Annotated in this window: 22 protein-coding genes; 7 read left to right on the top strand and 15 right to left on the bottom strand. The window is 61.8% G+C overall.

The features are described 5' to 3' along the window. Positions 1–44: 44 nt before the first annotated feature. From RN346_RS00450 to RN346_RS00440, 3 genes are all read right to left on the bottom strand, one after another. On the bottom strand, positions 45–1,055 hold the full coding sequence (locus RN346_RS00450; protein WP_311961809.1) for a TAXI family TRAP transporter solute-binding subunit: 1,011 nt from the start codon (positions 1,053–1,055) through the stop codon (positions 45–47). 65 nt (positions 1,056–1,120) lie between these two features. Further along, positions 1,121–2,110 carry a LysR substrate-binding domain-containing protein gene (locus RN346_RS00445; RefSeq protein ID WP_311961808.1) on the bottom strand — a complete coding sequence of 330 codons (990 nt, stop codon included), beginning with the start codon at positions 2,108–2,110 and terminating at the stop codon, positions 1,121–1,123. A gap of 191 nt (positions 2,111–2,301) precedes the next feature. Continuing rightward, positions 2,302–2,967 (bottom strand): GntR family transcriptional regulator, encoded by a 666-nt coding sequence (locus RN346_RS00440; RefSeq protein ID WP_263585580.1) that lies wholly within the window; start codon positions 2,965–2,967, stop codon positions 2,302–2,304. 136 nt (positions 2,968–3,103) lie between these two features. Here RN346_RS00440 and RN346_RS00435 point away from each other — a divergent pair, with 136 nt between their 5' ends. The 3 genes from RN346_RS00435 to RN346_RS00425 are packed head-to-tail and all read left to right on the top strand — an operon-like array spanning position 3,104 to position 6,210. Further along, positions 3,104–4,171, top strand: a complete 1,068-nt coding sequence (locus tag RN346_RS00435; RefSeq protein ID WP_311959271.1) for an aromatic ring-hydroxylating dioxygenase subunit alpha — start codon at positions 3,104–3,106, stop codon at positions 4,169–4,171. Then, on the top strand, positions 4,168–5,136 hold the full coding sequence (locus tag RN346_RS00430) for a PDR/VanB family oxidoreductase (RefSeq protein WP_263585582.1): 969 nt from the start codon (positions 4,168–4,170) through the stop codon (positions 5,134–5,136). Before RN346_RS00435 ends, RN346_RS00430 begins: the two co-directional genes overlap by 4 nt. Positions 5,137–5,184: 48 nt before the next feature. Further along, positions 5,185–6,210 (top strand): TRAP transporter substrate-binding protein, encoded by a 1,026-nt coding sequence (locus RN346_RS00425; protein ID WP_311961807.1) that lies wholly within the window; start codon positions 5,185–5,187, stop codon positions 6,208–6,210. A gap of 104 nt (positions 6,211–6,314) precedes the next feature. On the opposite strand, the gene pcaG is transcribed toward RN346_RS00425, so the two are convergent. The 5 genes from pcaG to mdlC all read right to left on the bottom strand — a co-directional run bounded on the left by pcaG (position 6,315) and on the right by mdlC (position 11,490). Then, positions 6,315–6,947 carry a protocatechuate 3,4-dioxygenase subunit alpha gene (gene pcaG / locus RN346_RS00420; protein WP_311961806.1) on the bottom strand — a complete coding sequence of 211 codons (633 nt, stop codon included), beginning with the start codon at positions 6,945–6,947 and terminating at the stop codon, positions 6,315–6,317. 16 nt (positions 6,948–6,963) lie between these two features. Beyond that, a complete protein-coding gene (pcaH, locus tag RN346_RS00415; protein WP_263585585.1) occupies positions 6,964–7,686 on the bottom strand; it encodes a protocatechuate 3,4-dioxygenase subunit beta in 723 nt (240 codons plus the stop codon). Between the two features lie 127 nt (positions 7,687–7,813). Further along, the gene (gene pcaQ / locus RN346_RS00410; RefSeq protein WP_311961805.1) at positions 7,814–8,752 is read right to left on the bottom strand and encodes a pca operon transcription factor PcaQ; all 939 of its coding nucleotides are present in this window, start codon (positions 8,750–8,752) and stop codon (positions 7,814–7,816) included. Between the two features lie 65 nt (positions 8,753–8,817). Next, positions 8,818–9,834 carry a TRAP transporter substrate-binding protein gene (locus RN346_RS00405; RefSeq protein ID WP_311961804.1) on the bottom strand — a complete coding sequence of 339 codons (1,017 nt, stop codon included), beginning with the start codon at positions 9,832–9,834 and terminating at the stop codon, positions 8,818–8,820. 75 nt (positions 9,835–9,909) lie between these two features. After that, positions 9,910–11,490, bottom strand: coding sequence for a benzoylformate decarboxylase (gene mdlC, locus RN346_RS00400; RefSeq protein WP_311961803.1), 1,581 nt, complete (start codon positions 11,488–11,490; stop codon positions 9,910–9,912). Between the two features lie 102 nt (positions 11,491–11,592). Between mdlC and RN346_RS00395 the strand changes: the two genes are divergently transcribed. Continuing rightward, entirely contained in the window at positions 11,593–12,492 is a 900-nt protein-coding gene (locus RN346_RS00395; protein ID WP_311959256.1) for a LysR family transcriptional regulator, read from the top strand. Between the two features lie 84 nt (positions 12,493–12,576). On the opposite strand, the gene RN346_RS00390 is transcribed toward RN346_RS00395, so the two are convergent. From RN346_RS00390 to RN346_RS00360, 7 genes are all read right to left on the bottom strand, one after another. Beyond that, positions 12,577–14,028 (bottom strand): aldehyde dehydrogenase, encoded by a 1,452-nt coding sequence (locus RN346_RS00390; RefSeq protein ID WP_311961802.1) that lies wholly within the window; start codon positions 14,026–14,028, stop codon positions 12,577–12,579. A 70-nt stretch (positions 14,029–14,098) separates the two neighbouring features. Then, positions 14,099–15,268 (bottom strand): alpha/beta fold hydrolase, encoded by a 1,170-nt coding sequence (locus RN346_RS00385; protein WP_311961801.1) that lies wholly within the window; start codon positions 15,266–15,268, stop codon positions 14,099–14,101. Positions 15,269–15,279: 11 nt separating this feature from the next. Further along, a complete protein-coding gene (pcaF, locus tag RN346_RS00380; RefSeq protein ID WP_311961800.1) occupies positions 15,280–16,482 on the bottom strand; it encodes a 3-oxoadipyl-CoA thiolase in 1,203 nt (400 codons plus the stop codon). 10 nt (positions 16,483–16,492) lie between these two features. Continuing rightward, complete coding sequence (locus tag RN346_RS00375) at positions 16,493–17,266, bottom strand: CoA-transferase subunit beta (protein WP_311961799.1); 774 nt, start codon at positions 17,264–17,266, stop codon at positions 16,493–16,495. Continuing rightward, complete coding sequence (locus RN346_RS00370; protein ID WP_263585594.1) at positions 17,266–18,084, bottom strand: CoA transferase subunit A; 819 nt, start codon at positions 18,082–18,084, stop codon at positions 17,266–17,268. Before RN346_RS00370 ends, RN346_RS00375 begins: the two co-directional genes overlap by 1 nt. A gap of 225 nt (positions 18,085–18,309) precedes the next feature. Further along, the gene (locus tag RN346_RS00365; protein ID WP_311961798.1) at positions 18,310–19,638 is read right to left on the bottom strand and encodes an adenylosuccinate lyase family protein; all 1,329 of its coding nucleotides are present in this window, start codon (positions 19,636–19,638) and stop codon (positions 18,310–18,312) included. A gap of 162 nt (positions 19,639–19,800) precedes the next feature. Further along, complete coding sequence (locus RN346_RS00360; RefSeq protein WP_263585596.1) at positions 19,801–20,472, bottom strand: TetR/AcrR family transcriptional regulator; 672 nt, start codon at positions 20,470–20,472, stop codon at positions 19,801–19,803. Positions 20,473–20,635: 163 nt separating this feature from the next. On the opposite strand from RN346_RS00360, the gene RN346_RS00355 reads away from it, so the two are divergent. The 3 genes from RN346_RS00355 (at position 20,636) to RN346_RS00345 (ending at position 23,513) form a co-directional block, all read left to right on the top strand. Beyond that, positions 20,636–21,670: a DctP family TRAP transporter solute-binding subunit gene (locus tag RN346_RS00355; protein WP_311959244.1), complete on the top strand. Its 1,035-nt coding sequence runs from the start codon at positions 20,636–20,638 to the stop codon at positions 21,668–21,670. Between the two features lie 83 nt (positions 21,671–21,753). After that, positions 21,754–22,251 carry a TRAP transporter small permease gene (locus RN346_RS00350; RefSeq protein ID WP_263585598.1) on the top strand — a complete coding sequence of 166 codons (498 nt, stop codon included), beginning with the start codon at positions 21,754–21,756 and terminating at the stop codon, positions 22,249–22,251. After that, positions 22,248–23,513, top strand: coding sequence for a TRAP transporter large permease (locus tag RN346_RS00345; protein ID WP_252108025.1), 1,266 nt, complete (start codon positions 22,248–22,250; stop codon positions 23,511–23,513). The genes RN346_RS00350 and RN346_RS00345 overlap by 4 nt, the downstream gene beginning before the upstream one ends. Positions 23,514–23,565: the final 52 nt, after the last annotated feature.

The raw sequence follows: 23,565 nt of genomic DNA, 5'->3' as shown, positions 1-23,565 counted from the left end.
ACAAGGCAGAGGCTTCCTGATCCGCTACGGGATCAGGAAATGGCTCAATCGGCTATCAAGTGCTCAGGGATGTTGATGCCTTGTTCTTCGTAGTAGCGCGCAGCGCCAGGATGAACCGGCATATTCGCGCCGGCGAAAGGGTCATCCGCATTTAAGCGAGCCAACAGGGCATTGGCAGACTGCATGTTATCGAGATTATCAAAGAACGACTTGGTCAGCGCATAAGCGGTTTCATCCGACATATTCTTGTTAGCGCCCAGCATCATCACCGTCACCATGATGTTTTGATCCATGTCGCCATTAACCTGACCCTGGTAGGTACCTGCAGGCACTACTTCGGTGCGCACCGCTTGATCTTCGAGGTAATTGCGCCAGCCTTCACTGTCGACCACCTCATCCGGTACGCCAAGAATGCGAATGTCACGTTGCAGGCTCAACTCCTGAACCGACTGCTGGCCCACGGCCGCCGACATGATATACATGTCAAACTGACCATCCTGAAACGCCTGACTAGCGCTCTCCCAGGGCAGCCGGACGCCTTCGTAGTCACTGCCATCCTCTAGTCCACCGGACGCTTCATGGACCATACCGCGCGCCTGGTTGGCCGCCGCACCGGCAGGGGGGCCAACGTAAATACGCTTACCTGCCATATCATCCCAGCTATCGATACCGCTATCCGCCCAAACGATGGGGTGAAACGATCCGCCCGGGAAAGTGAAAAGCATGCGCAGGTTGTCCGCGAAGGACTGCGCCTGTTCGGCGGTATTGGCGTAGGGCCCGACACCCCGCTGCATTGCATTGAATGCCGGGGGCGGCACCACGGCCAGATCCAATCGGCCCGCTCCAACCTTGATCGCTGAGCGAGTTAGCGCCTGTCCTAAAGATACTTGAAGGTCATATCCGGCAGCAGGTGTGAACTGGGCCCAAGCCTGGGGCACAATGCCAGTCAATGAGGCGCTGCCGCCTCCCTCGATGCTAAGTGTTTCGGCGTGCGCCGATAGTGCTCCCCCAGCAAGGGCGACTACCAGGCTGATCGATTTCATTGTTTTAAGCATTTTATTGTCTCCAGCTCAGAATGAAGCGCTGAACCATGAGAGTAGAACATTCAATTGCCAGTAGCTTATTCTTTATCCATCATTTTCATATCATTTTTGGTATGTTGCGAAGCACTTGGCAGGTTCTCACGAAACATTTGCATCAGCATACGCAAGGCCGGCCCCGGCTGCGTATCAGGAAGCATGGTTAGTCCCACCGGACCGCGTAAGGCATCATCGCGGATTGGCAGCACCACCACGTCTCCACTGGTACGCGCCTCCGTCACTAGTGCCTCAACCGTCACCACCACATGATTTGAAGCGCGTATGATCTTGTTGATAAACCCAGCATCGATGGACTCCAGAGCGAAATTAGGCGCCACTACCCCGCTACGAAAGAGAAAACGCTCCAACTCCTGACGAATGACAGTCCCTGGAATTGGCGCCAGCATGGGCATTTCCAACACCGTTCGAAGCTCAACATTGGCACCCGGTTGCGCCAGCACGTGCTGCGCCCCCATGGCAAAGACGATCTCCTCGTCGTAGAGATGCTGAAAAGTCAGGCCCTTCATGGAAACGGTATCCGACAGTCTGCCAATGACCAGATCCAGCCCCCCCTGGCGCAGCCGCGCTAAAAGGTCTGCGTTGGCGCCTGAAACGATACGAATAGTGGTGTGTGGGTAAACATGCTGAAAATCTTCGATAATAGCGGGTAATACCAAGCCGCAAACATTGGGTAGCGCCCCAATACGCAGTAGCTCACGACTACCGCTAATATCCTGGGTCGCCCGTACACCTTCCGCCATTAGCGCTATACCAGCCTCGGCGGCATCGAAAAGTTTTCGACCGTGTGGCGTGAGTACCGCGCCGCGTAACGATCGATCGAACAGGGAGACATTAAGTATCGATTCGATCTCTCGAATTGAGCGAGAGACAGCGGGCTGCGTTATGCCGAGCACGTTCGCTGCCGCCATGAAACTGCCATTTTGCGCCACTGCAATGAAACAACGGATTTGACGAAAGCTTATTCTCGCCAACAGATGGGCGGTATTTTCGATGAGAGACTCCTTTTTCAATTCACCAGTCGAACATCGATCGTTCTTTTGGTGCCTTTGATAACGCGCGACAGTTGACGTCAATTACTGGAAAGAGATCAAAGGGCGCCTTTAAGCCATGTATTAATCGATAAACACCTGAAATATCGATATATTTAAATATTATCCAGAGTTAATACGGACTGATCGAAATGATTGATCTTCAAATAAAATCAAAAAAGCTCCTGATAGCGAAGGCCAATCAGAGCGTGCTCGCGCATCAGCATTTCAGCCCGTGCACCTTCGCCATTGTCCAGTGCCTGAAAGATAAGCTCGTGATGTAATTGAGCCAACTGTAGCTTTCGAAACTCCTTTATCAGGTCATTATCATCAATCACGATAGAAGCGGCCGCTGCAAAGGGTAGATGGTTGTTACGAGCAATGGCATCGCCAATGACGGCGCTACCGGCAGCACTCACGATCCGCTCGTGAAAACGGTAATTGAGCTCGATCCAGCGCTCGACATCCTCGTCCTCAAGAAACCCCTTCTCCAGCACGCCCTGACCTTTTTGGATCCAAAAAAGCAAATCGCCGCGCAGATCGTCGGCCATACCGCGCTCTGCTACGCGTTTGGCGGCCAAGCCCTCCAGCGCGCCACGCACTTCTACGGCGCAGTAGATGTCCGCATTAGTGAATTCCCGCACCATATAACCACGCTTGCCCGCGCGCTTTAGAAGCCCCTCCTGCTCCAGGCTTCGAAATGCGAGCCTGACAGGCGTTCTGGAAACACCCAAGCGATTGGCCACGGCTTCTTCACCCAATCTCGCGCCCTGGGGATAGAAGCCATCCTCAATCAGCTTACGCAATCGGCTGGCTACGCTTTTATCGTTATTGCCCATTACCGCTCCTGTATCAATCATTTATCGCTGCGCGCAATGAGAGCTAAACCAAAAGTATAGGTTGACGAATAAAACGGTCGCGCTCTTTACTTTGGATCCAATTATAAAAAACCATAATACCTAAAAGGATACCACCGTGACTCATCAAGCCCCCTATCCCCAGAACACCTGGTACGTTGCGTGCACACCTGACGAGATTTCTGAAAAGCCCCTCGGGCGAACCATTTGCAATAAGCAGCTGGTTTTCTTTCGCGGTGATGAAGGCCGGGTCACCGCCATGGAGGATTTCTGCCCTCACCGTGGTGCGCCGCTCTCATTGGGGTTCGTGCGCGACGGTAAGCTGGTGTGCGGTTATCACGGCCTGGAAATGAACTGTAGCGGCAAGTGCGACAGCATGCCCGGCCAGCGCGTACGCGGCTTTCCCAGCGTCCGGACGTATCCGGTCGAGGAGCGCTACGGGTTTATCTGGATCTGGCCAGGCGATTCTGACAAGGCGGACACGAGCCTCATTCCCGTGCTCGAGTGGGCGGATAACCCCGAGTGGGCCTATGGCGGCGGACTCTATCATATTGGCTGCGAATACCGGCTGATGATCGATAACCTCATGGATCTGACTCACGAGACCTACGTTCACGCCTCCAGTATCGGCCAGCCGGAGATCGAAGAGGCCGCGCCGGATACCAACGTCAACGGCGATGAAGTCGTCACCCGCCGCGAGATGGAGAACATTCCGGCCCCGCCGTTTTGGCAAGCGGCGCTGCGCGGCAACGGCCTGGCCGACGATGTCCCGGTGGACCGCTGGCAGATCTGTCGCTTCACCCCGCCAAGCCACGTGCTGATCGAAGTGGGCGTCGCTCATGCCGGTAATGGCGGGGCCAAGGCGCCGGCAGACAAGAAGGCGTCGAGTATCGTGGTCGACTTCATTACACCGGAGTCGGATACCTCGATCTGGTACTTCTGGGGCATGGCGCGCAACTTCAAACCCGAGGATCAGGCGCTGACCGACAAGATCCGCGAAGGCCAGGGCAAGATTTTCGAAGAGGATCTGGAGATGCTTGAGGCGCAACAGCGCAATCTGCTCAGGTACCCGGACCGCCAGCTTCTGAAGCTCAACATCGACGGCGGCGGCGTACAGGCACGCCGGATCATCGACCGCATTCTTTCCGAGGAGCGCGAAGCCGCAGGCACGGAGGCGAGCGTATGACCCACACCGCCCCCTCGATGATCGTGGAGGTCAAGGCGCGCCACGTCGAGGCGCGCGATATCGTTACCTTCGAGCTTGCCGACCCTCACGGGCGGGAGCTGCCGGCGTTCAGCGCCGGCGCGCATATCGATGTGCGCGTCAAGGAAGGGCTGGTGCGCCAGTACTCGCTTTGCAACCATTCAAATGACCGTGACCGTTATCTGATCGGTGTGCTGCGCGATGCCAATTCACGCGGCGGCTCCCACGCCATGCACGATGAGCTCCAGGTCGGCGATCTGGTGCCAATCAGCGCGCCGAAAAATCACTTTCCGCTCGAGCCCGCCGAGCACACGCTGCTGCTGGCCGGCGGTATCGGTATTACGCCGCTTTTATGCATGGCCGAACGTCTGGCGCATACCGACGCTGGATTCGAGCTGCACTACTGTACCCGCTCCCAGGAGCGCACGGCATTTTATCAACGCCTAAAGGACTCGAGTTTCGCCGAACGCGTGCACTTTCACTTCGACGACGGCGACGCCAGCCAGCACCTGAACCTCGAAGCGCTGCTCGGCCACCCCAGGGCCGATACCCACGTTTACGTATGCGGCCCCAAGGGTTTCATCGATGCGGTCATGACCACCTGCAAGGCTAGTGGCTGGCCGGAGGATCAGGTGCATACCGAGTACTTCAGCGGCGCCGACATCTCGAGTGACGACGACGGTAGCTTCGAGGTGCGCATCGCCAGCAGCGGTGCAAGCTTCACCGTGCCGGCGGACAAGACCGTCCACCAGGTACTGGCCGAAAACGGTATCGAGATCATGGTCTCTTGTGAGCAGGGCGTGTGCGGCACCTGCCTGACCCGCGTGCTCGAAGGCGAGCCGGATCACCGCGACCTGTATCTGGAAGAGCACGAGCACGCGGCCAACGACCAGTTCACGCCGTGCTGTTCACGTGCTAAAAGCAGCGTACTGGTATTGGACCTTTAAGTTTTCATCAACCCGGATCCTGCTCGAGAAAGCAAAAGGATAACTATAATGAAAAAAATCCCGACAACCGTGACGCGTGCCGCGCTGATGAGCGCGCTCGTTTTATTACCCGCCGCCGCCCAGGCCCAGACCACGCTGCGCCTGGCCCACGTTTGGCCCGGCGGTTCGATGGTCGACAGCGCGCTCTTTCAGGCCTGGGCCGACAGCGTCAGCGAAGCGTCCGGCGGCGAGCTCGACGTGGAGGTGTTTCCCAGCCAAACGCTCGCCAAGTCCGCCCAGACGTATGACAGCACTGCCCGCGGCATTGCCGATATCGGCGCCTCGGCCCAGGGTTATACGTCCGGACGCTTCCCCTTGACGCAGATCGTCGAGCTGCCCGGCGTCTCCTCGAGCGCCCGCGAAGGCGCCTGTATTCTGCAGTCGCTCTATGACCAGGGCTACCTGGAGGACGAGTATGCCGACACCCGGCCACTGTTTTTCTTTACCACCGGCCCGGGTTACCTGCACACCAAAGAGCGCCAGATCGAAAAGCCCGAGGACCTGGCCGGCCTGCGGCTGCGCCGGCCCACCTCGGTGGTCGGTGACATGATGGAGCGGCTGGGGGCCCAGGCCGTCGGTATGCCGGCGCCAGACGTCTTCACTGCCATGCAGCGCGGTGTCGTCGACGGGCTGAGCTTCAACTGGGAAGGCATGAAGACCTTCCGCCTCAGCGAGCTGGCGAACTACCACACCGAAGTACCGCTTTACGATCTCTCGCTGTTTGCCGTTATGAACCAGCGTAACTACGATGCCCTGCCGGTAGAGCTTCGCCAGGTGATCGATGAACACAGCGGCATGGCATGGTCGATGCGCGCCGCCGAGGTCTACGACACGCTGATTGCCGAAGGTCGCCAGGAGGCCGTCGAGGCGGGCCACACGTTCATCGAGATCGACGATGCGCTCACCGATCCCGACTGGGGCCCGGTGCTGCAGGAAACCATCGACCGCTATCTCAACGAGGTCGGCGGTAATGCGCAAGAGATTTACGATACGGCCATGAGCCTCAAGGCAGAGTGCGCGGTGAGCGACGCCTGACGCTCAATAAAAAACCGAGCAAACGAGGCGGCTTTAAGGAGCCGGCAGATACGAAAGCGCCGGGGCAAAGCCCCGGCGCTTTTTCATAGCATGCTGAACAAGGCTCAAAAATCGAAAAAGACCGTTTCGCCCGGCCCCTGCAGATGGATATCGAAGCGGTAGCGGACGGCGCCATCACGCTCTTCGCGCCTGGCGATCAGCGTCTGGCGGCGGATATCGGACTCGACGCGGGAGAGCACCGGGCAGGCCGCGTTGGCCTCAACCTCATCGTCGAAGTACAGGCGCGTTTGCAGGTGAATATTGATACCGCGGGCGAAGATCGCCAGGTTGATGTGCGGTGCCATCGGCTGGCCGTTTGGGTGGCTCACCGCGCCGGGCTTGATGGTCTTGAACGACCACTCACCGCCCTGTTCGGCGATCGTGGCGGTACGGCCAAACCCGTTAAAGTCATTACGTAAATCGTAATCCTTTTGATAATGACCATCGGCATCGGCCTGCCAGGCTTCCAGAAACGCGTCGCGAACCAGGTCATTGTTACCGTCGATGACGGTGCCGACGATTTCGATATGTTCACCCCTGGCATTGGGCCCGGCCATCTCGTTCCAGATCTCTTCGTCGCGTTCCGGATTACCAGCGGCGGCCGGCGCCAGACCGATATGGACGTAGGGCCCGGCGGTTTGCGAGGCGGTCTCGCGTAGCATCAGCTCGCTGGTCGGCTGGGTGTTGGGCTGTTTCATATGGTTCTCCCCTGCCTTACTGGTTTTCGAAATAGGTTTGGAGTTCACCGCGCACCACGATATCGAAACGATACGCGAGGCAGTCCATCGGCCGGCTCTGAGCCATATCCAGGCGCCCGACCATCGTCTCCACGGCGTCCGGGTCTTTCAGCGTATGCACGATCGGGCAAAGGGGAATCAGCGGGTCGCCTTCGAAATACATCTGGGTGATCAGGCGCGTCGAGATCGAGGGCCCCATGACGGAAACGTGAATGTGCGCCGGGCGCCAGCTGTTGACGTCGTTGGGCCAGGGGTAAGGGCCAGGCTTGATGGTACGAAAACGATAAAAGCCCTGATCGTCGGTCAAACAGCGCCCCACGCCGCCGAAGTGCGGGTCCAGCGGCGCCAGGTAGGCATCCTTTTTGTGGCGGTAGCGCCCGCCGGCGTTGGCCTGCCACATTTCCACCAGTGTATGGGGTATGGGCTTGCCGAACTGATCGACCACGCGGCCGTACATGATGATTCGCTCGCCCTGGGGCAGACCTTCGCCCTGGGTGAAGTTCATCAGCAGGTCGTTGTCGAAACGGCCCATGCGCAGGTGGCGAAAGTCCGGTCCGGTCAGCTCCGAGGCGGTGGGCTGTTGCAGGCTCATCAGCGCCTGCTGGGGCGAGCGCGCCACCGATGTCTTGTAGCCGGGGGCATAGGCCGGGGGATGCCAGGTGCGGTCACGGGTCACGAAGCGGTTATAGTGCTGGGTCATGGGAGAGGCTCTTGATGGCATTATAAGCACCGGCCAGGCGTGCGCCGGTAAATCGCGAGTGTGGCGCGTTGCCTCTCGCTTGCCAATTGAAGAGTCATGGCCACTCATAACCCATGGGTTATGAGTGCTAAGACCTTGGTCGAATGCGCTGTGCCGCGACCTGACGCAGTGTTTCGCAAAACGCATCGCGGCTCATCGAGGCCTTCATGCTCGCGTTGGTGCAAACCCCCACCGACCCGCCGTGGGCCTCGAAAGGCAGCGCGACCTCGACGAGTTCGCCCTTGTCGAGCTCGCCGATCACCGCCTCGCGCGGGGCGATCCAGAGCGCGTCGCTTTCCAGCGTATAGCGGTGGCTGACCGGCAGCGACAGCGTTTCAAGCAACAGCGGCGGCAGCGTGATGGCGTGGCGCACGCAGAAGCTGTCCACCTGCTGGCGCAGCGTGGTTTGGGGCGGCGGCAACACCCAGGGGTAGTCGACGAGTTGGTCGGCGGCGACCGGCGCCACCCGTGCCAACGGATGAGCACGGCGGGCAACGATCACCAGTGGCTCGTAGTAGAGATGCTCGAAGTAAAGATCGCCGATTTCCCGCGCCTCGGTCATCCGGCCCACCACCATGTCCAACTCGCCCAACCGCAGGCGCGACAACAGATAGGCGCTGGCCCCGGTCACGACCGATACGCACACCTCCCCGATGCCAAGCGGTGGCGCGGCATGAAAGTGCTGGATCGCCAGCGGCAGCAAACGGCTTTCGACGGTAGAGAGCGCTCCCACCCGCAGCCAGCGCGTACCGCGATGACCGTCGCCAATGGCACCCACGCCTTCATCGAGCGCTCGCAGAGCGGGCCCGGCGTGGCGCAGTAGTGTCAGCCCCGCCTGGCTAAGCGATACGCCCTGGGGCCCCCGTTCGAACAGCGGCGTCTCGAGAATCTCTTCGAGCTCGCGAATCGCCTTGGAGATGCCTGGCTGGCTGATCGAAAGCGCCTCGGCGGCGCGAGCAAAACTGCGCCGCTTGGCGACTTCGAGAAACGCCGTCAGGTGGCGCAGTTTGATACGGGCGTTCAGCATGGCGCTCTATCCGCGAAACGAAAGCACTACCTTCGCCGATTCACGCGCGCATGAAAACCGTGGCGTTACTCGCCGCACTCGTCACGCAGGCTCAGCGCGCGCTCATAAACCTCGCGAGCGTTGTCCAGCCCGCGCTCCTCGAGCCGCGTCAGATAGCGCTCGGTGCCCTCCTCCAGCGGGCCCGCCCACGCCGGGTCACCGAGAGGGTCCTCGACGGTATGGATGGTGTCGCCCTGTTCCAGCGCTTCATCGCGCCCCACCGCGTCCAGGCGGTGATACACCTCGCCAGCCACCTGCGACCACGCCATGCCGCTGTGCTGATCGATCACCGCGCGCGCCTCGTCGGAGAGCGCCTCAAACGCATCGCGATTCATCACCGCCATGACCGCACCAGAGTAGTAGGGTACCTCCAGATGATAGTCGACCAGCTCATTGATCCCGAACACGCGCATCGCCTCCCAGGGGAAGCTCAAACCATCCATCACGCCGCGCTGAAGCGAGGTGTAGATATCCGGCGCCGGCATGCCGATCGGGTCGGCGCCCAAACTCGAGAGCATTTCGCCGGCGACGTCGCTTGGGCGGCGAATACGCAGCCCCGCCAGATCCGACGGCGACTGAATCTCGGTGCTGCGCGTATGCAGATACGCCGGGCCCGTGGTGAATAAAAACAACACCTTGACGTCCTCGTACTCGCTGTCGATCAGCCCCTCGTCGAACATCGTTTGCAGAATACAGGAGCCTTGAGTGGCACTACTGGAGACGCCCGGTAGTTGCACGATCTCGGAGAGTGGAAAGCGCCCGGACGTGTAACCCTGAAGCGAGGCGGCGATGTCGGAAATGCCATCGACCGCACCCTGGTAGGCGTGATCGGGCTTGCTCAGCGTACCCGAGGGAAATATCTGAACGTCGAGCTCCCCCTGGGAGGCTTCTTCGACGCTGTCGGCCCAGACCTCGAAGATCTCCTTGTGAACGGCGGAGGCCGACGGCCAGAAGTGAGACAGGCGCAGTGTCTCAGCGTGAGCGGCAAGCGACGCGGTGGCGGCCAGCGTTACGATGAGGCCTTGTGAGATGGCGCGTTTCATGAGGTCATCCTCTTTTTGTCGTTGTAGGGCGATAGCCGTGATCGGCGTGTCGCAAAAGCGTGGCGGCGCCCGCCGCTAGGTTTGCAGGGTGGGCACCTCGATCAGTAGCGGTGCATCCATGGCAAGGCCCTTCGTCAGCGCGGCCTCCAGACGCTCCCGATTGCTGGCGCACACGGTCTCCACGCCGTAGCCTTTGGCCAGCGCACAGAAGTCGATATCGGGTACATCGAGCCCCGGCGCATCCTCCGCCTGCATGTGCCTGGCAAAGCCGCGCAGTGCGCCGTAGGTGCCGTTTTTGAGGATGATGAAGATCACCGGGACGCGGTACTGCGCGGCGCTCCAGAGCGCCGTAATGGCGTAGTTGGCAGAACCATCCCCTACCAGAGCGATCACCTGACGCTCGGGCCTGGCGAGCTGGACCCCCACTGCGGCCGGCAGACCAAACCCGAGCCCGCCGGCGGCGGGAAAGAAGTAGCTGCCAGGATGGCGCATCTCGACCCGCTCCCAGAAGATCTCTACCGTCGAGGTGGCCTCCTTGACGTAGATGGCATCCTTTGGCGCCAGCGCGTTCACGGCCTCGAATACGTTGGCCGGCGCCATTCGGCTCTCTTCGTCAGCAACGCCGCCAGGCGCGGTTAGCGCCTCGGGCATTGGCCGCTCGCTGGGCTGCAAATGCGGCAAGAGTGCCTCGAGCATCGCGTGCACACTGCCTACGTATGCCTCGCCCATGGGTGCCCGAGCGGCTTCGTCCGCGTCGGAGGTAACGTGTACCAGGCGGGCCCCATCCGGCAGGTAATGCCCTGGCGCGTACTTGTGATAGCGAAATACCGGCGCGCCGACGACGACGACCAGATCATGACCCTCGAGCTGCTCGGTGATTCCGGCGATCGCTGCGGGCAGAACGCCGCGAAAGCAGGGATGACGATTGGGAAACGGGCAGCGCGACGCAGACGGCGCCACCCACACCGGCATTTTCAGACGCTCGGCAAGCGCAACGGCCAGGGCATTGGCCTGCTCGGCGTCTACCTCCGGGCCGAGTACCAACACCGGGTTGTTCGCTGACTGAAGGCGCAGGGCCAACTGCTCGACCTGCGCCACCTGCGGTGCGCCGGCCTGATGTAGCTCACGCGCCAGCAGATGCCGGGCGTCATCGCCGGTCTCACGCTGCCAGTCGTCGTGGGGAATCGAGACGTAAACCGGCCCCCGGGGCCGAGCGTTCGCGCTGTGAATCGCCTGGCTCAATGCTCGAGGCGTGTCTTCCGCGCAGGCCGGTTCATAGCTCCACTTGACCAGTGGCCGGGGGAGTTGCGGCGCGTCGACGTTGGCGAGCATCGACTCCACGCCGATCATCGAACGCGCCTGCTGCCCGGCGGTGAGCACCAGCGGCGAGTGAGAGTACCAAGCGTTGGTCAGCGCTCCCATGGCGTTGCCAGTCCCCGCGGCCGCGTGCAAATTGACGAAGGCAGGCTTGCCACTTGCCAGCGCGTAGCCGTCCGCCATGCCGGTCACCACGCCTTCGTGCAGGCCCAGAATGTACTCGAAATCCGCCGGCATACCCTTGAGAAACGGCAGCTCATTGGATCCTGGATTACCAAAGATTTTGGTGATCCCCTGGCGGCGCAAGAGTTCATAGCTAATCGCGTGGACGCTGGGCATCGTCTGCTCCTGATTGAATTTGTTTCATTCACGCTAACGGGCTCACCTATAATCAATCAAATCAATATTATTTTTTATAAAAATAGATGAGGTTTATAGGCAATGGCGCAGGTCGATCTGAATCTGATACGCACCCTGGTAATGCTGTATGAAACCGGCAGCGTGACCCAAACCGCCGAGCAGCTTTACGTTACCCAGCCGTCGGTCAGCTACGCCTTGAATCGGCTCCGCGAGCTGTTCGACGACCGGCTGTTCGTGCGCACCGCCCGGGGAATGGAGCCCACCACGGTGGCGCGCCAGCTCTATCCGTCGCTGAAAGAGGCCTTGCGACAGATCAGCGACACCATCGACGGCAGCCGTCACTTTACGCCCGAGCGCTGCAAGCTCCGCTTTCGCCTGGCGCTGACCGACCTGGGTGAAATGTCATTGCTGCCTGCCATTTTGAAATCCTTCTACGCTCAGGCGCCTCAAGCTGAGCTCGAGGTCGTACCGCTGGAGATCGACAAGGCGCGAGAGTGGCTGACGACCGGGAAGGTCAATGCGGTGATCTGTAGCCGGACGCTCGGCGGCGCGGGTATCGACAAGCACGTGCTGCTTGAAGACCGCTATGTTTGCCTGCTCGACCGGCAAGGCGGCGCAGTCGACGACTTGAGCCTCGAGCGATTCATTCATGGCAGGCATGTATCGATCGCTTCCTCATCGGGCCACGGCCTGGTCGAAGAGGTGCTGACGCAGCGCGGCATCGAACGCAAGGTGAGCCTATCGCTTTCGCACTTCTCGGTGCTCCCTCAGGTCCTTCAGGGCAGCGACCTCATCGCGATCCTGCCGCTGCAGATCGCCGCACGTTTCGCGGATGCCAGGCTCAAGGTCCACGAACTGCCCTTCACGGTGCCAGGCTTCGAGGTGGCGCTGCACTGGCACGCTCAACCCCGTAGCGCGGCGTCCCAGCGCTGGTTCTGCGCGACCGTGACCGACGCCGTCACTGCCGCGCAGCGAGCGTAGCCTTGGCGCGGTGCGGACCCAAAAAAGCGGCGCACCAAGCGCCGCTTTCGGGGTCGTGATTGAAGGCGGGCCAAGGCGCCGGCCTTAAATGGGATAGTGGCGCGGGCCGGTCTGAAGCGTCAGCCAGCGCAGGTCGGTGAACTCCTCGATTACCGCCTTGCCACCGAACCGGCCGTAGCCGCTGTTTTTGACGCCGCCAAACGGCATCTGGGGCTCGTCGTGTACCGTGGGCGCGTTGATATGACAGATGCCGGTGACGATCTGGCCGGCCACGCGCAGTCCGCGGGCGCTATCACGCGTAAACACCGCGCCGGATAGGCCGTACTCGCTGTCGTTGGCGATGCGGATGGCCTCCTCTTCACCCTTGACGCGCATCATCGCGACCAACGGGCCGAAGGACTCCTCGGCGTACAGCCGCATTTCGGCGGTCACGCCATCGAGCAGCGTCGGCTGCATGACCACACCTTCCGCCTTGCCGCCACAGGCGAGCCGCGCGCCCTTGCCAGTGGCGTCGTCGATCAGCCCGTTGAGCTTGTCGCCAGCGGCCGGCGCGATGAGCGTGCCCAAGACGTTACCCTCTTCGCGCGGGTCGCCGGCACGCAGGGTCTTCGCCTTCGCCGCGAGCTTCTCTGCGAACTCGTCGGCCACGGCCTCATCGACGATCAGGCGCTCGGTGGACATGCAGATCTGGCCCTGATTGAAGAAGGCGCCAAAGGCCGCCGCCTCGACCGCCGCATCGATGTCCGCATCGTCGAGCACCAGAAACGGTGCTTTTCCCCCCAACTCCAGCAGCACGGGCTTCAAGTGCCTGGCGGCCTGCTCGGCGATAATCCGTCCGACGTGGGTAGAGCCGGTAAAGTTGACGCGCCGCACCGCTGGATGCTCGATCAGCGTGCTGACCACGGCCGCCGCCTGTGTCGGGTCGTTGTGGATGACGTTGACCACACCGTCACCCAGGCCCGCCTCATGTAGCACCTCCCCAATCAGCGCGTGGGTTTTAGGGCACATCTCCGAGGCTTTCAGGATGACGCTGTTACCGCAGGCCAGTGGCCCGGCCAGCGCCCGGGTACCGAGAATGATGGGCGCGTTCCAGGGCGCGATGCCGACCACCACGCCGCAGGGAACGCGCACGCCCATCGCCATGCTCCCCGGCACGTTGGAAGGAATCACGTCGCCCTGGATCTGCGTCGTCAACGACGCCGACTCACGCAGTACGTTGGCCGCTACCATCACGTTGAATCCGGCCCAGCCCGGCGTCGCCCCGGTTTCATCCACCATGGCGTCGATAAACGCTTGCTGGCGCGCCTCCATCAGGTCGGCGGCCTTGTTGAGTTTGGCGCGCCGCTCGCCCGGGCCCGTTTGCGACCAGGCCGGGAACGCGCGCTCGGCCGCTTCCACGGCGCGGTTGGCGTCGGCAGGCGACGCCGCCGCTGTCCGAGACACCGCGTCACCGCTGAGCGGATTACAGCGATCGAAGGTGGCGCCCTCTGAGGCGGGGCACGATTGGCCATCGATGAATAGCTGAACTGGGGTCATGGTATGGCTCCGGTGAAAGCACACGCTGAGTGCATGCATTGTTATTGGTGATACGTCGTCATCCCGGCGATTATTCCCCCCAGCCCAGCTCCTTGGCCAGCGCAAAGGCGTGGTTGGCGGCAGGGACACCGGCGTAGATCGCCACGTGCATCAGCACCTGGCGAAGCTCGGCCTCGGATAACCCGATGCGCTGGGCGGTCTTCAAGTGCAGCGTCAGCTCTTCACGGCCAAGCGCCGCCAAAATGCCGGTGGTGATCAGGCTGCGCTCGCGCCGGGTCAGGTCCTCGTTGCTCCAGAGCTCACCCCAGGCCAGGCGGGTGATCATCTGCTGGAAAGGCGCGTCCAGGCTGTTGGCGTTTTTGGTGGAGCGCTCGACGTGCTCCTCGCCCAGCACCTGCTTGCGCGTGGTCAGGCCCGTGGCGTAGCTCACGCCCCGGTTGGCCACGTCACCAAGTTCAGCCGCCATGACGCTCAAAAGCGTCTGCGCCAGGCGCGCCGGGGCCTCGACGGAGGGCACGTGGCCAACATTGTCGAACACCTCGAGCGGCGCGCCGTCGAGCTCGGAGGCCAGCCCCTGAAGCGTCTCGGGCGGCGTAGCCAGATCGTCGCTACCGCCAAGCAGTTGAACCTTCACACCCTTGCCGGAAAGCTTCCCGGTGAAGGTATCGCGGCCGAGCATTTCGCAGAGCTGAGCGTAGGACTCATCGTCACCGCGCCCCATCTGCACGCACCACCCCGCTTTTAGCGCAGGGCTTGCCTCGAACGCACGGGGGCCGAACCAGCGTGGCACGATCTCCTCGGCCATCGCCGCAAGCCCTTCATCACGCACCCGCGCGGCACGGGTGTTCCAGAGCTCGGGATTGCCGATGACCGCGCCGGTATTGGTGAGCGTGGCCGACAGTAGCCGGTCGCCGTGCGCCTCGATCAACTGCTGACCGATCACTCCGCCGATGGACGTGCCCACGAAGTGAAAGTGTGCGTCTCCCGCCTGATCCACCAGCGCCAGCGCCTCATTGGCGAGATCCGCCGGCGTGACGCGCTCGCCGCTCACGCCCTGGCTTGCGCCGTGACCGGGCAGATCCCAGGTCAGCACGCGGTAGCGCGGCAGAAGCGCCGGAAGAACGTCGTCCCACACCGCCTGACTCATGCCCAGCGGATGCGCCAGTACCACCAGCGGGTTGGTCTGGGCGCCGAGCAGCCGATAGGCGACGCTGCGGCCGTTGAACTCCAGATATGCCATGAAAACCTCCGTCAGGCGCGTTCGATCAGCGTGGCGATACCCTGGCCAACACCCACGCACATGGTGCACAGGGCGTAGCGCTTGCCGCTTTGCTGTAGCTCAAAGGCGGCGGTGAGCAACAGCCGCGCGCCGGACATGCCAAGCGGGTGGCCAAGCGCAATTGCGCCGCCGTTGGGGTTGACCCGCGGGTCGTCATCCGCAAGCCCCAGATCGCGCATACAGGCGAGCGCCTGAGCAGCGAAGGCTTCGTTGAACTCGAACACGTCGATGTCGTCGAGCGACACGCCGGTGCGCTCCAGAAGCTTTTTGACCGCGGGCACCGGGCCGTAACCCATGATGCGCGGCTCGACCCCGGCGGTGGCCATGCCGATGATCTTCGCCATCGGCTCAAGACCGTGACGCTTCACCGCCTCCTCGCTTGCCACCAGCATGGCGGCGGCGCCGTCGTTGACGCCAGAAGCATTGCCGGCGGTGACGCTGCCGCCGTCACGAAACGGCGTGGGGAGCCCCGCGAGCTTCTCCAGCGTGGTTTCCCGCGGATGCTCGTCGGTATCGAACACCAGCGGTTCCTGCTTGCGGCGGGGAATCTCGATGGCGGTGATCTCGCGCGTAAAGCGCCCGGCCTTTTGCGCAGCGGCGGCCTTCTGCTGGGAGCGCAGCGCAAAGGCGTCCTGGTCTTCGCGCGAAATATTGAACTGCTCGGCGACGTTTTCCGCGGTCTCCGGCATGGAGTCGATGCCGAAGGACTTTTTCATGATCGGATTGACGAAGCGCCAGCCGATGGTGGTGTCCTCGATTTTTTGGCCGCGCGAGTAGGCGCTGTCGGCCTTGCCCATCACATAGGGCGCCCGGGACATCGACTCCACGCCGCCGGCAAGTGCCAACGCCATTTCGCCCGCCTTGATGGCGCGAAACGCGGTGCCCACGGCGTCCATGCCCGAACCGCACAGACGGTTCATGGTGGTGCCGGGCACGCTGGTGGGAATACCCGCTAAAAGCGACGCCATGCGCGCCACATTGCGGTTGTCCTCGCCGGCCTGGTTGGCGCAGCCCATGAAGACTTCCTCGATGGCCGCCGGGTCGAGCTGTGGCGCCTCGGCAAGAACCGCCTTGAAAATCGTCGCGGCCATATCGTCCGGGCGTACCGGGGCTAGCGTGCCGCCGAAGCGGCCGACCGCCGTGCGGCGGGGGTGACACAAATAGACATCGCTCATGGGAGGCTCCTTACTGGCCGGCGTGGGCGCGATCGGTGCGCGCTTTCAGCTCGCGCAGAATGGTCAGCTCGTTCTCGTCGGGCTCCGGGGTGCTTTCCAGCTGCTCGGCGAAGCGAATCTCCCAGCCGGTGGCCTCCTGGACCTGCTCGCGGGTCACACCCGGGTGCAGCGACACCACCACCAGCTCTTTGGTCTCCGGGTCGGGCTTCATCACGCACAGATCAGAAATCACGCGGGTCGGGCCCTTGCCGATGTTGGGCACGTCATCGCGGCCCTTGCCGTCCCGGCCAAAGCCGAGTGTGGTGACGAAATCGACCTGCTCCACGAACGCACGGCTGGAGTGCTTGAGCGTAATGAACACTTCGCCGGCATTGGTCGCGATTTCCGGGGCGCCGCCGCCGCCGGGCAGGCGTACCTTGGGCTCGCGGTAGTCGCCGATCAACGTGGTGTTGAGGTTGCAGTACTTGTCGATCTGGGCGGTGCCCAGAAAGCCAACGTCGATCTTGCCGCCCTGCAGCCAGTAGCGAAACATCTCCGGCACCGCGACGGTGGTCAGCGCGGTTTCGGCAAGCTCGCCATCGCCGATGGAGAGCGGCAGCACGTTGGGTTTGGTCTGCAGCGTGCCGGACTCATAAATCAGCACCACGTCCGGGGCGTGGGTCAGGCGCGCCAGGTTGGCGGCTTCCGATGGCAGGCCAATGCCCACGAAGCAGGTCGAGCCGTTCTCAAGCGCGCGCGCCGCAGTGACCGTCATCATTTCAGAAGAGGTGTACTCGAGACTCATCAGGCGTTCTCCCCTGTTTGATGCACGTTTTCCTTGATCCACTGGGTGAAAGTGTCGCGGTCACGGGCGATAGCGTCCCACTCCTTGTAGAAGCGGTTGCTGCGCCCGTAATAGCCGTGGGTATAGGAAGGCAGCGCCCCCTTCTCGGCGACCGCAATGGCGCTGATCGCCCAGCCGGGAATCACGCAGGCGTTAGGGTGGGTATCGAGGTCATCGACGATCTCCTCGACCGTGACGATGCTGTGTTTGGCCGCCAGCACGGCTTCCTTCTGCACGCCGACGATGCCCTCGACCAGCACGTTGCCCTGGCGGTCCGCGCGCTGGGCGTGAATGATCGACACATCCGGGCGTACCGACGGTACCGCCGCCAGCCGCTCGCCGGTGAACGGGCACTCGATGAACTTGATCTGATCGTTGACGCTGGGCAACTCGCTGCCGATATAGCCGCGAAAAACCGCCAGCGGCAGGCCCGCCGCGCCGGCTTCGAACGCGCAGGCCATGGCGGCGTGGCTATGCTCGAGAATCTCGACCTTGTGCGGCCAGCCCTTCTCGACCGCATCGCGCAGTCGGTGCAGCGAGCCCACGCCCGGGTTACCGCCCCAGGAGAAGATCACTTTTTTTGCGCAGCCGGCGCCGATCAGTTGGTCATAGATGATGTCCGGCGTCATGCGAATCAGGGTGAGGTCGCGCTTTTGCTGACGAATGACTTCGTGGCCCGCCGCGAACGGGATGAGATGGGTAAAGCCTTCCATGGCGACGGTAGCGCCGTCTTCAACGAAGCGCGCTACCGCGTCATGCAGGCTGAGAAATTCGGCCATAGGACTGCCTCTTCAGGATGAGATGATCATCGGAACACACTGTTCGCACAACACTGTTTGCAAAACACTGTCCGCACAACGAAGTTCGCATAACGAACATAGATTCTTGATACGAACAAGTTACTGCGCTACACGATGACCGTCAAACCTGTGACCGGGACGACAGCGCCAGCTCGACACTGGCCAAGAAGAAAAGCAGCGGGAATTATATTTTTATTCAACTACTTATACATTGATAAGCCACTGTCTGGCGCGCTCGACCTGTCGCGTACTGCTACCAAGGTATAAAGCCGGGTCGCAGGCTTTCTCCAGCGCCTGCCGGGATACGGCGTTGGTGACCTCGGGATAGTCGGCCAACACCTCGGCGTAGGGGCGCGCGTTCAGGCGGGCCTGCTCCGCGGCCTCGGCGCTCACGGATTTCGCTTTATCCGTTCCCAGCGCCGGTGCCAGCAGCTTCGCCACCGGCTCCGCCATGATGCCGCCCCCGGTGGCCGCCAGGTTGCGCTGCATCCGCTCGGCGTGAACCTCCAGCCCCTCGAGCAGGGTCGCCGCCTGCTCAAGCGCCCCCTCCACCAGCAGCGCGCTCTCGGTCAGCGGCGCCCATTCGGCGTGCCATTCGCCCAGCCCCCGCTCGAGAGGCTGGGCAGCGGCGTTGATTACCACGCTCGTATGGCCATGGACCTGGCGCGCGGCACTGCGAATCAGCGCACAGCGCACCGGATTGCGCTTATGGGGCATCGACGAGGATTCGCCCATGCCGGGCGCAGCGGGCTCGGCCACCTCGCCGATTTCGGTCTGGGTCATCAGGGAAATATCCAGGGCGATCTTGTCGGTAGCAGTGGCCACGGCGTCGAGCGCGGTGACGAGCGTATGCACCGGATAGCGGTCGGTATGCCAGGGCAGCACCGGCGAAGCCAGGCCCAGCCGAGTTGCCAGCGCGTCCATCCACGCAAGGCCCTCTGCGTCCCACCCGGAATGCACACCCACCGCGCCGCCGAACTGAATGGGCAGCTCGATTTCCCTCAAGCGCCGCCGCGCCTGCTCGAGCCCTACCGCCCAGTGGGCCACCTTGACGCCGAAGGTGATCGGCAGCGCCTGCTGCATGAGGGTGCGCCCGACCATGGGGGTCTCGGCATGGGTCTGCATGAGGTCGATGGCCGCCGAACGGCAGCGCAGAAGCCACGCGTCCAGAGCGTGCAAGCGCGGCTTTAACAGCAGCATCAGCGCCGAATCGACCACGTCCTGGCTGGTGGCGCCCTTGTGCCAGGCGCTCTTGAGCTCGTCGTCGAGCAGCGCTCGTGCCTGCTTGACGAAGGGAATGGCCACGTTGCCGCCGGTGGCGATCCCCTGGGCGATCTCGGCGGTATCGAAGGTAGCGCCTTGAAGCTGTTCGCGCAGGCGCCGGCTCGTACCCTCGGCAAGCGCGCCCCCCTGCTCCTGAACCTCGGCCAGCGCCAGCTCGAAGGCCAGCATGGCGTCCACCACGGCGTTCTCGTCGCAGGCAGCCAGTGCCGTGCGACTCATGAAGGGGTGCTTGAAAAAGTCAGCGGGCATGAGGGAAAAGCCTCCAGTGAGCGTTGCTACCCAAAACAGTGATGATGATCTTCGAGACGGGAGCCGAGCATACCTGTGCATATGCTCGGTATTCGAACCTTACGTTAATGAGCGCCATGGGCGTTTGCAATCAGTGACCCTGGGCTACCCTACGCTTCAAGGCTACTCATCGCCCGGGCGCACATAGCGCAACACCATGTCGTTGACGTGGTCTTCGAGCTTCTTCTGGTTTTCCGGCGAATCCTGCTGCCAATCAAAAATTTTCGAAAACGTGTATTGGTTGGAAACATTGAAAAAGGACAGCGCGCTAATCAGCCAATGCAGCTCGCGCGGGTCCAGACCGGCACGAAAACACCCCGCCTCCACGCCACGACCATAGACGCGCGAAAGCACATCAATCACTCCTGCGTTAAGCGATTGAATGAGGTCGGACTGAGCCAGAAACCGGCCGTGATGAATGTTCTCGATCATGACCAGACGAATGAAATCAGGATTTCTCGTATGGTGATTGAAGGTGAATCGTACCAACCGGCTTAGCGCCTCGAGTGGGGGTAAATGGTCAAGGTCGAGTTCGGCCTCCTGAAGACGAACTTTTTGATAGGCCGCTTCCAGGGTGTGCAGATAAAGCGTTTCCTTATCTGTGAAGTAGTAATAGATCATTCGCTTGGAGGCACGGGTCTTGTCGGCGATTTCGTCGATGCGTGCACCGGAAAACCCCTTTTCAGAAAACTCACGTGTCGCCACCGCCATGATATCGGCGCGCACCGATGCGGGATCGTTTTTTCGCTGCCGCTGAGGCTTGGCAGATACGGAGTTGGTTGCAGAACGTGCCATGAGAGTGCCTTTTGTTGTGATGGTAGCCTTTGGTCTAGTATGCCGCATATTGACTGAACGTACCATTTCGTACATTGTTTTTGGAGACACTACGAAACCCTTGAAAACGTCACGTCATGCGGCTTTCGAGACCGCTTACCGCTTAAAATAGAGGACAATAACAATGTCATCACGCCTAAACCACACCATTCTCAAACGCGCGCTGACCGCCGCCGTCGCCACCGCCGTGCTGACCGCCACCGCCCAGGCGAGCGCTCAGACGCTACGCTTCGCCCACGTCGACCCGGATGATTGGACCACCTCCAAGAAAGGCGCGGCCGGCCAAGTCTTCAAAAACCTGGTGGAAGCCGAGACGGACCTGACCGTCGAGCTCTATCCGGCGGGCTCACTTGGTGGCGAAACCGAACTGATCGAAGGCGCCCAGGACGGCACCATCAGTATTGCCATGGTGTCCGGTGCCTACGCCAACTTCTGCCCGGCGGTGGCCGTGACGGACATTCCCTACACCTTCCCGTCCGCTCCGGTGGCGTGGTCGGTCATGGACGGCGAATTCGGCGACGCGCTGGCCGAGCACTGCCTGGAGCAAACAGGCCTTCGCACCCTGGCCTACGGCGAAACCGGTTTTCGCCACTTCACCAACTCGGTGCGCGCGATCCACTCGCCGGAGGACATGGCGGGTCTGAAATTCCGTGTGCAAACCATTCCGCTGTATCTCGAGATGGTGAGCGCGCTGGGTGCCGAACCTCAGGGCATCGCTTGGGGCGAAGTGCCGACGGCGCTGGCCACCGGCGTGGTCGACGGTCAGGAAAATCCGATTTCGGTGATCTACGGCAACAACTTCTACGAGTTCCAGGACTACCTGACCCTGGACGGCCACGTCTACGGCGTCGATCACCTGTTGATCAACGACGAAATCTTCCAGTCGCTGACCGAGGAAGAGCAAGCCGCGGTGAAACGCGCCGCCGTGGTGGCGGGCAACACCGGTCGCGTCATCCAGCAGTTCAACTCTGCCGAGGGCATCGCCAAGCTGCAAGAAGAAGGCATGGAAGTTACCCAGCCCACCGCCGAAGAGCTCGAAGCCTTCCGCGAAGCAGCGCAGCCGCCGGTGCAGGCGTACCTGAGCGAGGAGCTGGGCGATGACGCCGCGTGGATCGATCGTCTCTCTTCCGCCGTGGAAGAGGCTTCCGCACGCTTTTAACCCTGTCGAATAACGCTTTGCGAGCGGGCCGGTGCGGTCCGCTCGTCGTTTCGTGTGCCTGACTACCGCCCGAAGGTGCTCTCATGTCGTCTCTTCTCGCCCGGCTGCAACGTGGCCTGATCCTGTTCAACGCCGGCCTGGCCGGCCTTGCCATGATTTTGATCTTTTTCCTGGTGGCGGGTAACGCCTTCGCCCGCTACACCTACGGCGGCTCCATCAGCTGGGGCGAAGATACCGCCATCTACCTGATGATCTACGGGCTGATGTTTGGTATGGCGTGGGCGTATCTACAGGACAAGCACATCGGCTTCGACCTCATTCGCCGGTTGCTGCCGGCGCGTTGGCTACGCTGGCAGGCGATCTTGATCGACCTGGTGGTGATGGCGGTGGGCATCGCACTGGTGGTCTCGGCCATCGAGTTCATCGACGCCAGGGGAAGTCGCACCTCGGCGAGTACCGGCATGCCGATGTGGCTGTACCAAGCCTCGATGCTGCTCGGCGGCGGGCTCTTGAGCCTGTCAGCCCTGATCATGGGCGCACTGAGATTAACCACGCCCGCCGACCAGGAGGTGGCGCCATGATTTTCGTTCTGCTGTTGGCGCTGGTGCTGATCGGTGTACCGTTCGCCTTCGCCATTCTGGGCACGCTAACGGTACTGATGAGCACCGGCGATCTGCCCTATCACATTCGTATCGTGTCGCAGCAGTTCTTCGGCGGCATGGAGTCCTTTCCGCTGCTGGCGATTCCGCTGTTCATCCTGGCCGGTGAGTTGATGAACGAGGCGGGCATCACCCACCGCATCATCAACCTGGCCAGTGCTATCGTCGGCCGGCTCAAGGCCGGGCTTGCCCACGTCAATATCTGGGCCTCGGTGATCTTTGCCGGGCTCTCCGGCTCGGCGATCGCCGATACCTCCGCGCTCGGGCGGGTTTTCATTCCATCGATGGAGAAAGAGGGTTACCCGCGGGATTTTGCCGCCGCGCTCACCGCGGCCTCCTCGGTGATCGGCCCGATCATTCCACCGAGCATTCCGGTCATCATCTACGCGCTGACGGTCTCCGGCGTCTCGGTACCCGGACTCTTTCTGGCCGGCATCGTGCCTGGCTTTTTGCTGGCACTCGGGCTCTCGATCTACGTCTACTTCTTTGCCGGTGACCTTGGCGCCTCGAAGACGCAACAGCAGTCTCGCCGCCACGCCCTGCTGCACGGCCTGCTGCCGGCGCTGATGCCGGTGTTCGTAGTCGGCGCGATTCTGGCGGGTATCGTCACCCCAACCGAGGCCGCGGCCTTTGCCGTGGTCTACGCGCTGATTCTGGGGGTGGTGCTGTATCGCAACATCAAGCTCACGCACCTGCCGGCGATTTTCGCCCGCGCCATGCGCGACAGCGCCGTGATCATGGTGATCATGGGAGCCGTCGCTGCCGCCAACTGGGTGCTGACGTTCGAGCGGGTTCCCAACATGCTCACCGAGTGGGCGCTGATGAGCATCGACACCCAGTGGACCTTCCTGCTCGCGGTCATTGCGCTGCTGCTGGTCGTGGGACTGTTTCTGGAAGGGATCGCCGCGATTCTGGTGCTGGTGCCCATCCTTCACCCGATCGCCATGGCACTGGGGATCGACCCGCTGCACTTCGGCATCGTGGTGATCTTCAACCTGATGATGGGGCTGATCACGCCGCCCATGGGGCTTTGCCTATTCGTCGCCGATTCGGTTTCCGGCGTCGGCATGGGCGCGATCATCCGGCGCATTCTGCCGATGCTGCTCGTCCAGTTTTTGATTCTGCTGCTGATCACCTTCGTGCCGACGCTGGTCACTTTCCTGCCAAGACTCTTTGGCTATTGATCCATGAGCGACCGGGTTTTTAGCGACCCGTTTTCTAGCAACTGAGTTTTAA

It is taken from the genome of Halomonas sp. PAMB 3232 (genome assembly GCF_031954225.1).
Classification (GTDB): domain Bacteria; phylum Pseudomonadota; class Gammaproteobacteria; order Pseudomonadales; family Halomonadaceae; genus Vreelandella.
The sequence above is the reverse complement of the archived record's forward strand: the minus strand, read 5'-3'. Positions and strand labels throughout refer to the sequence as shown.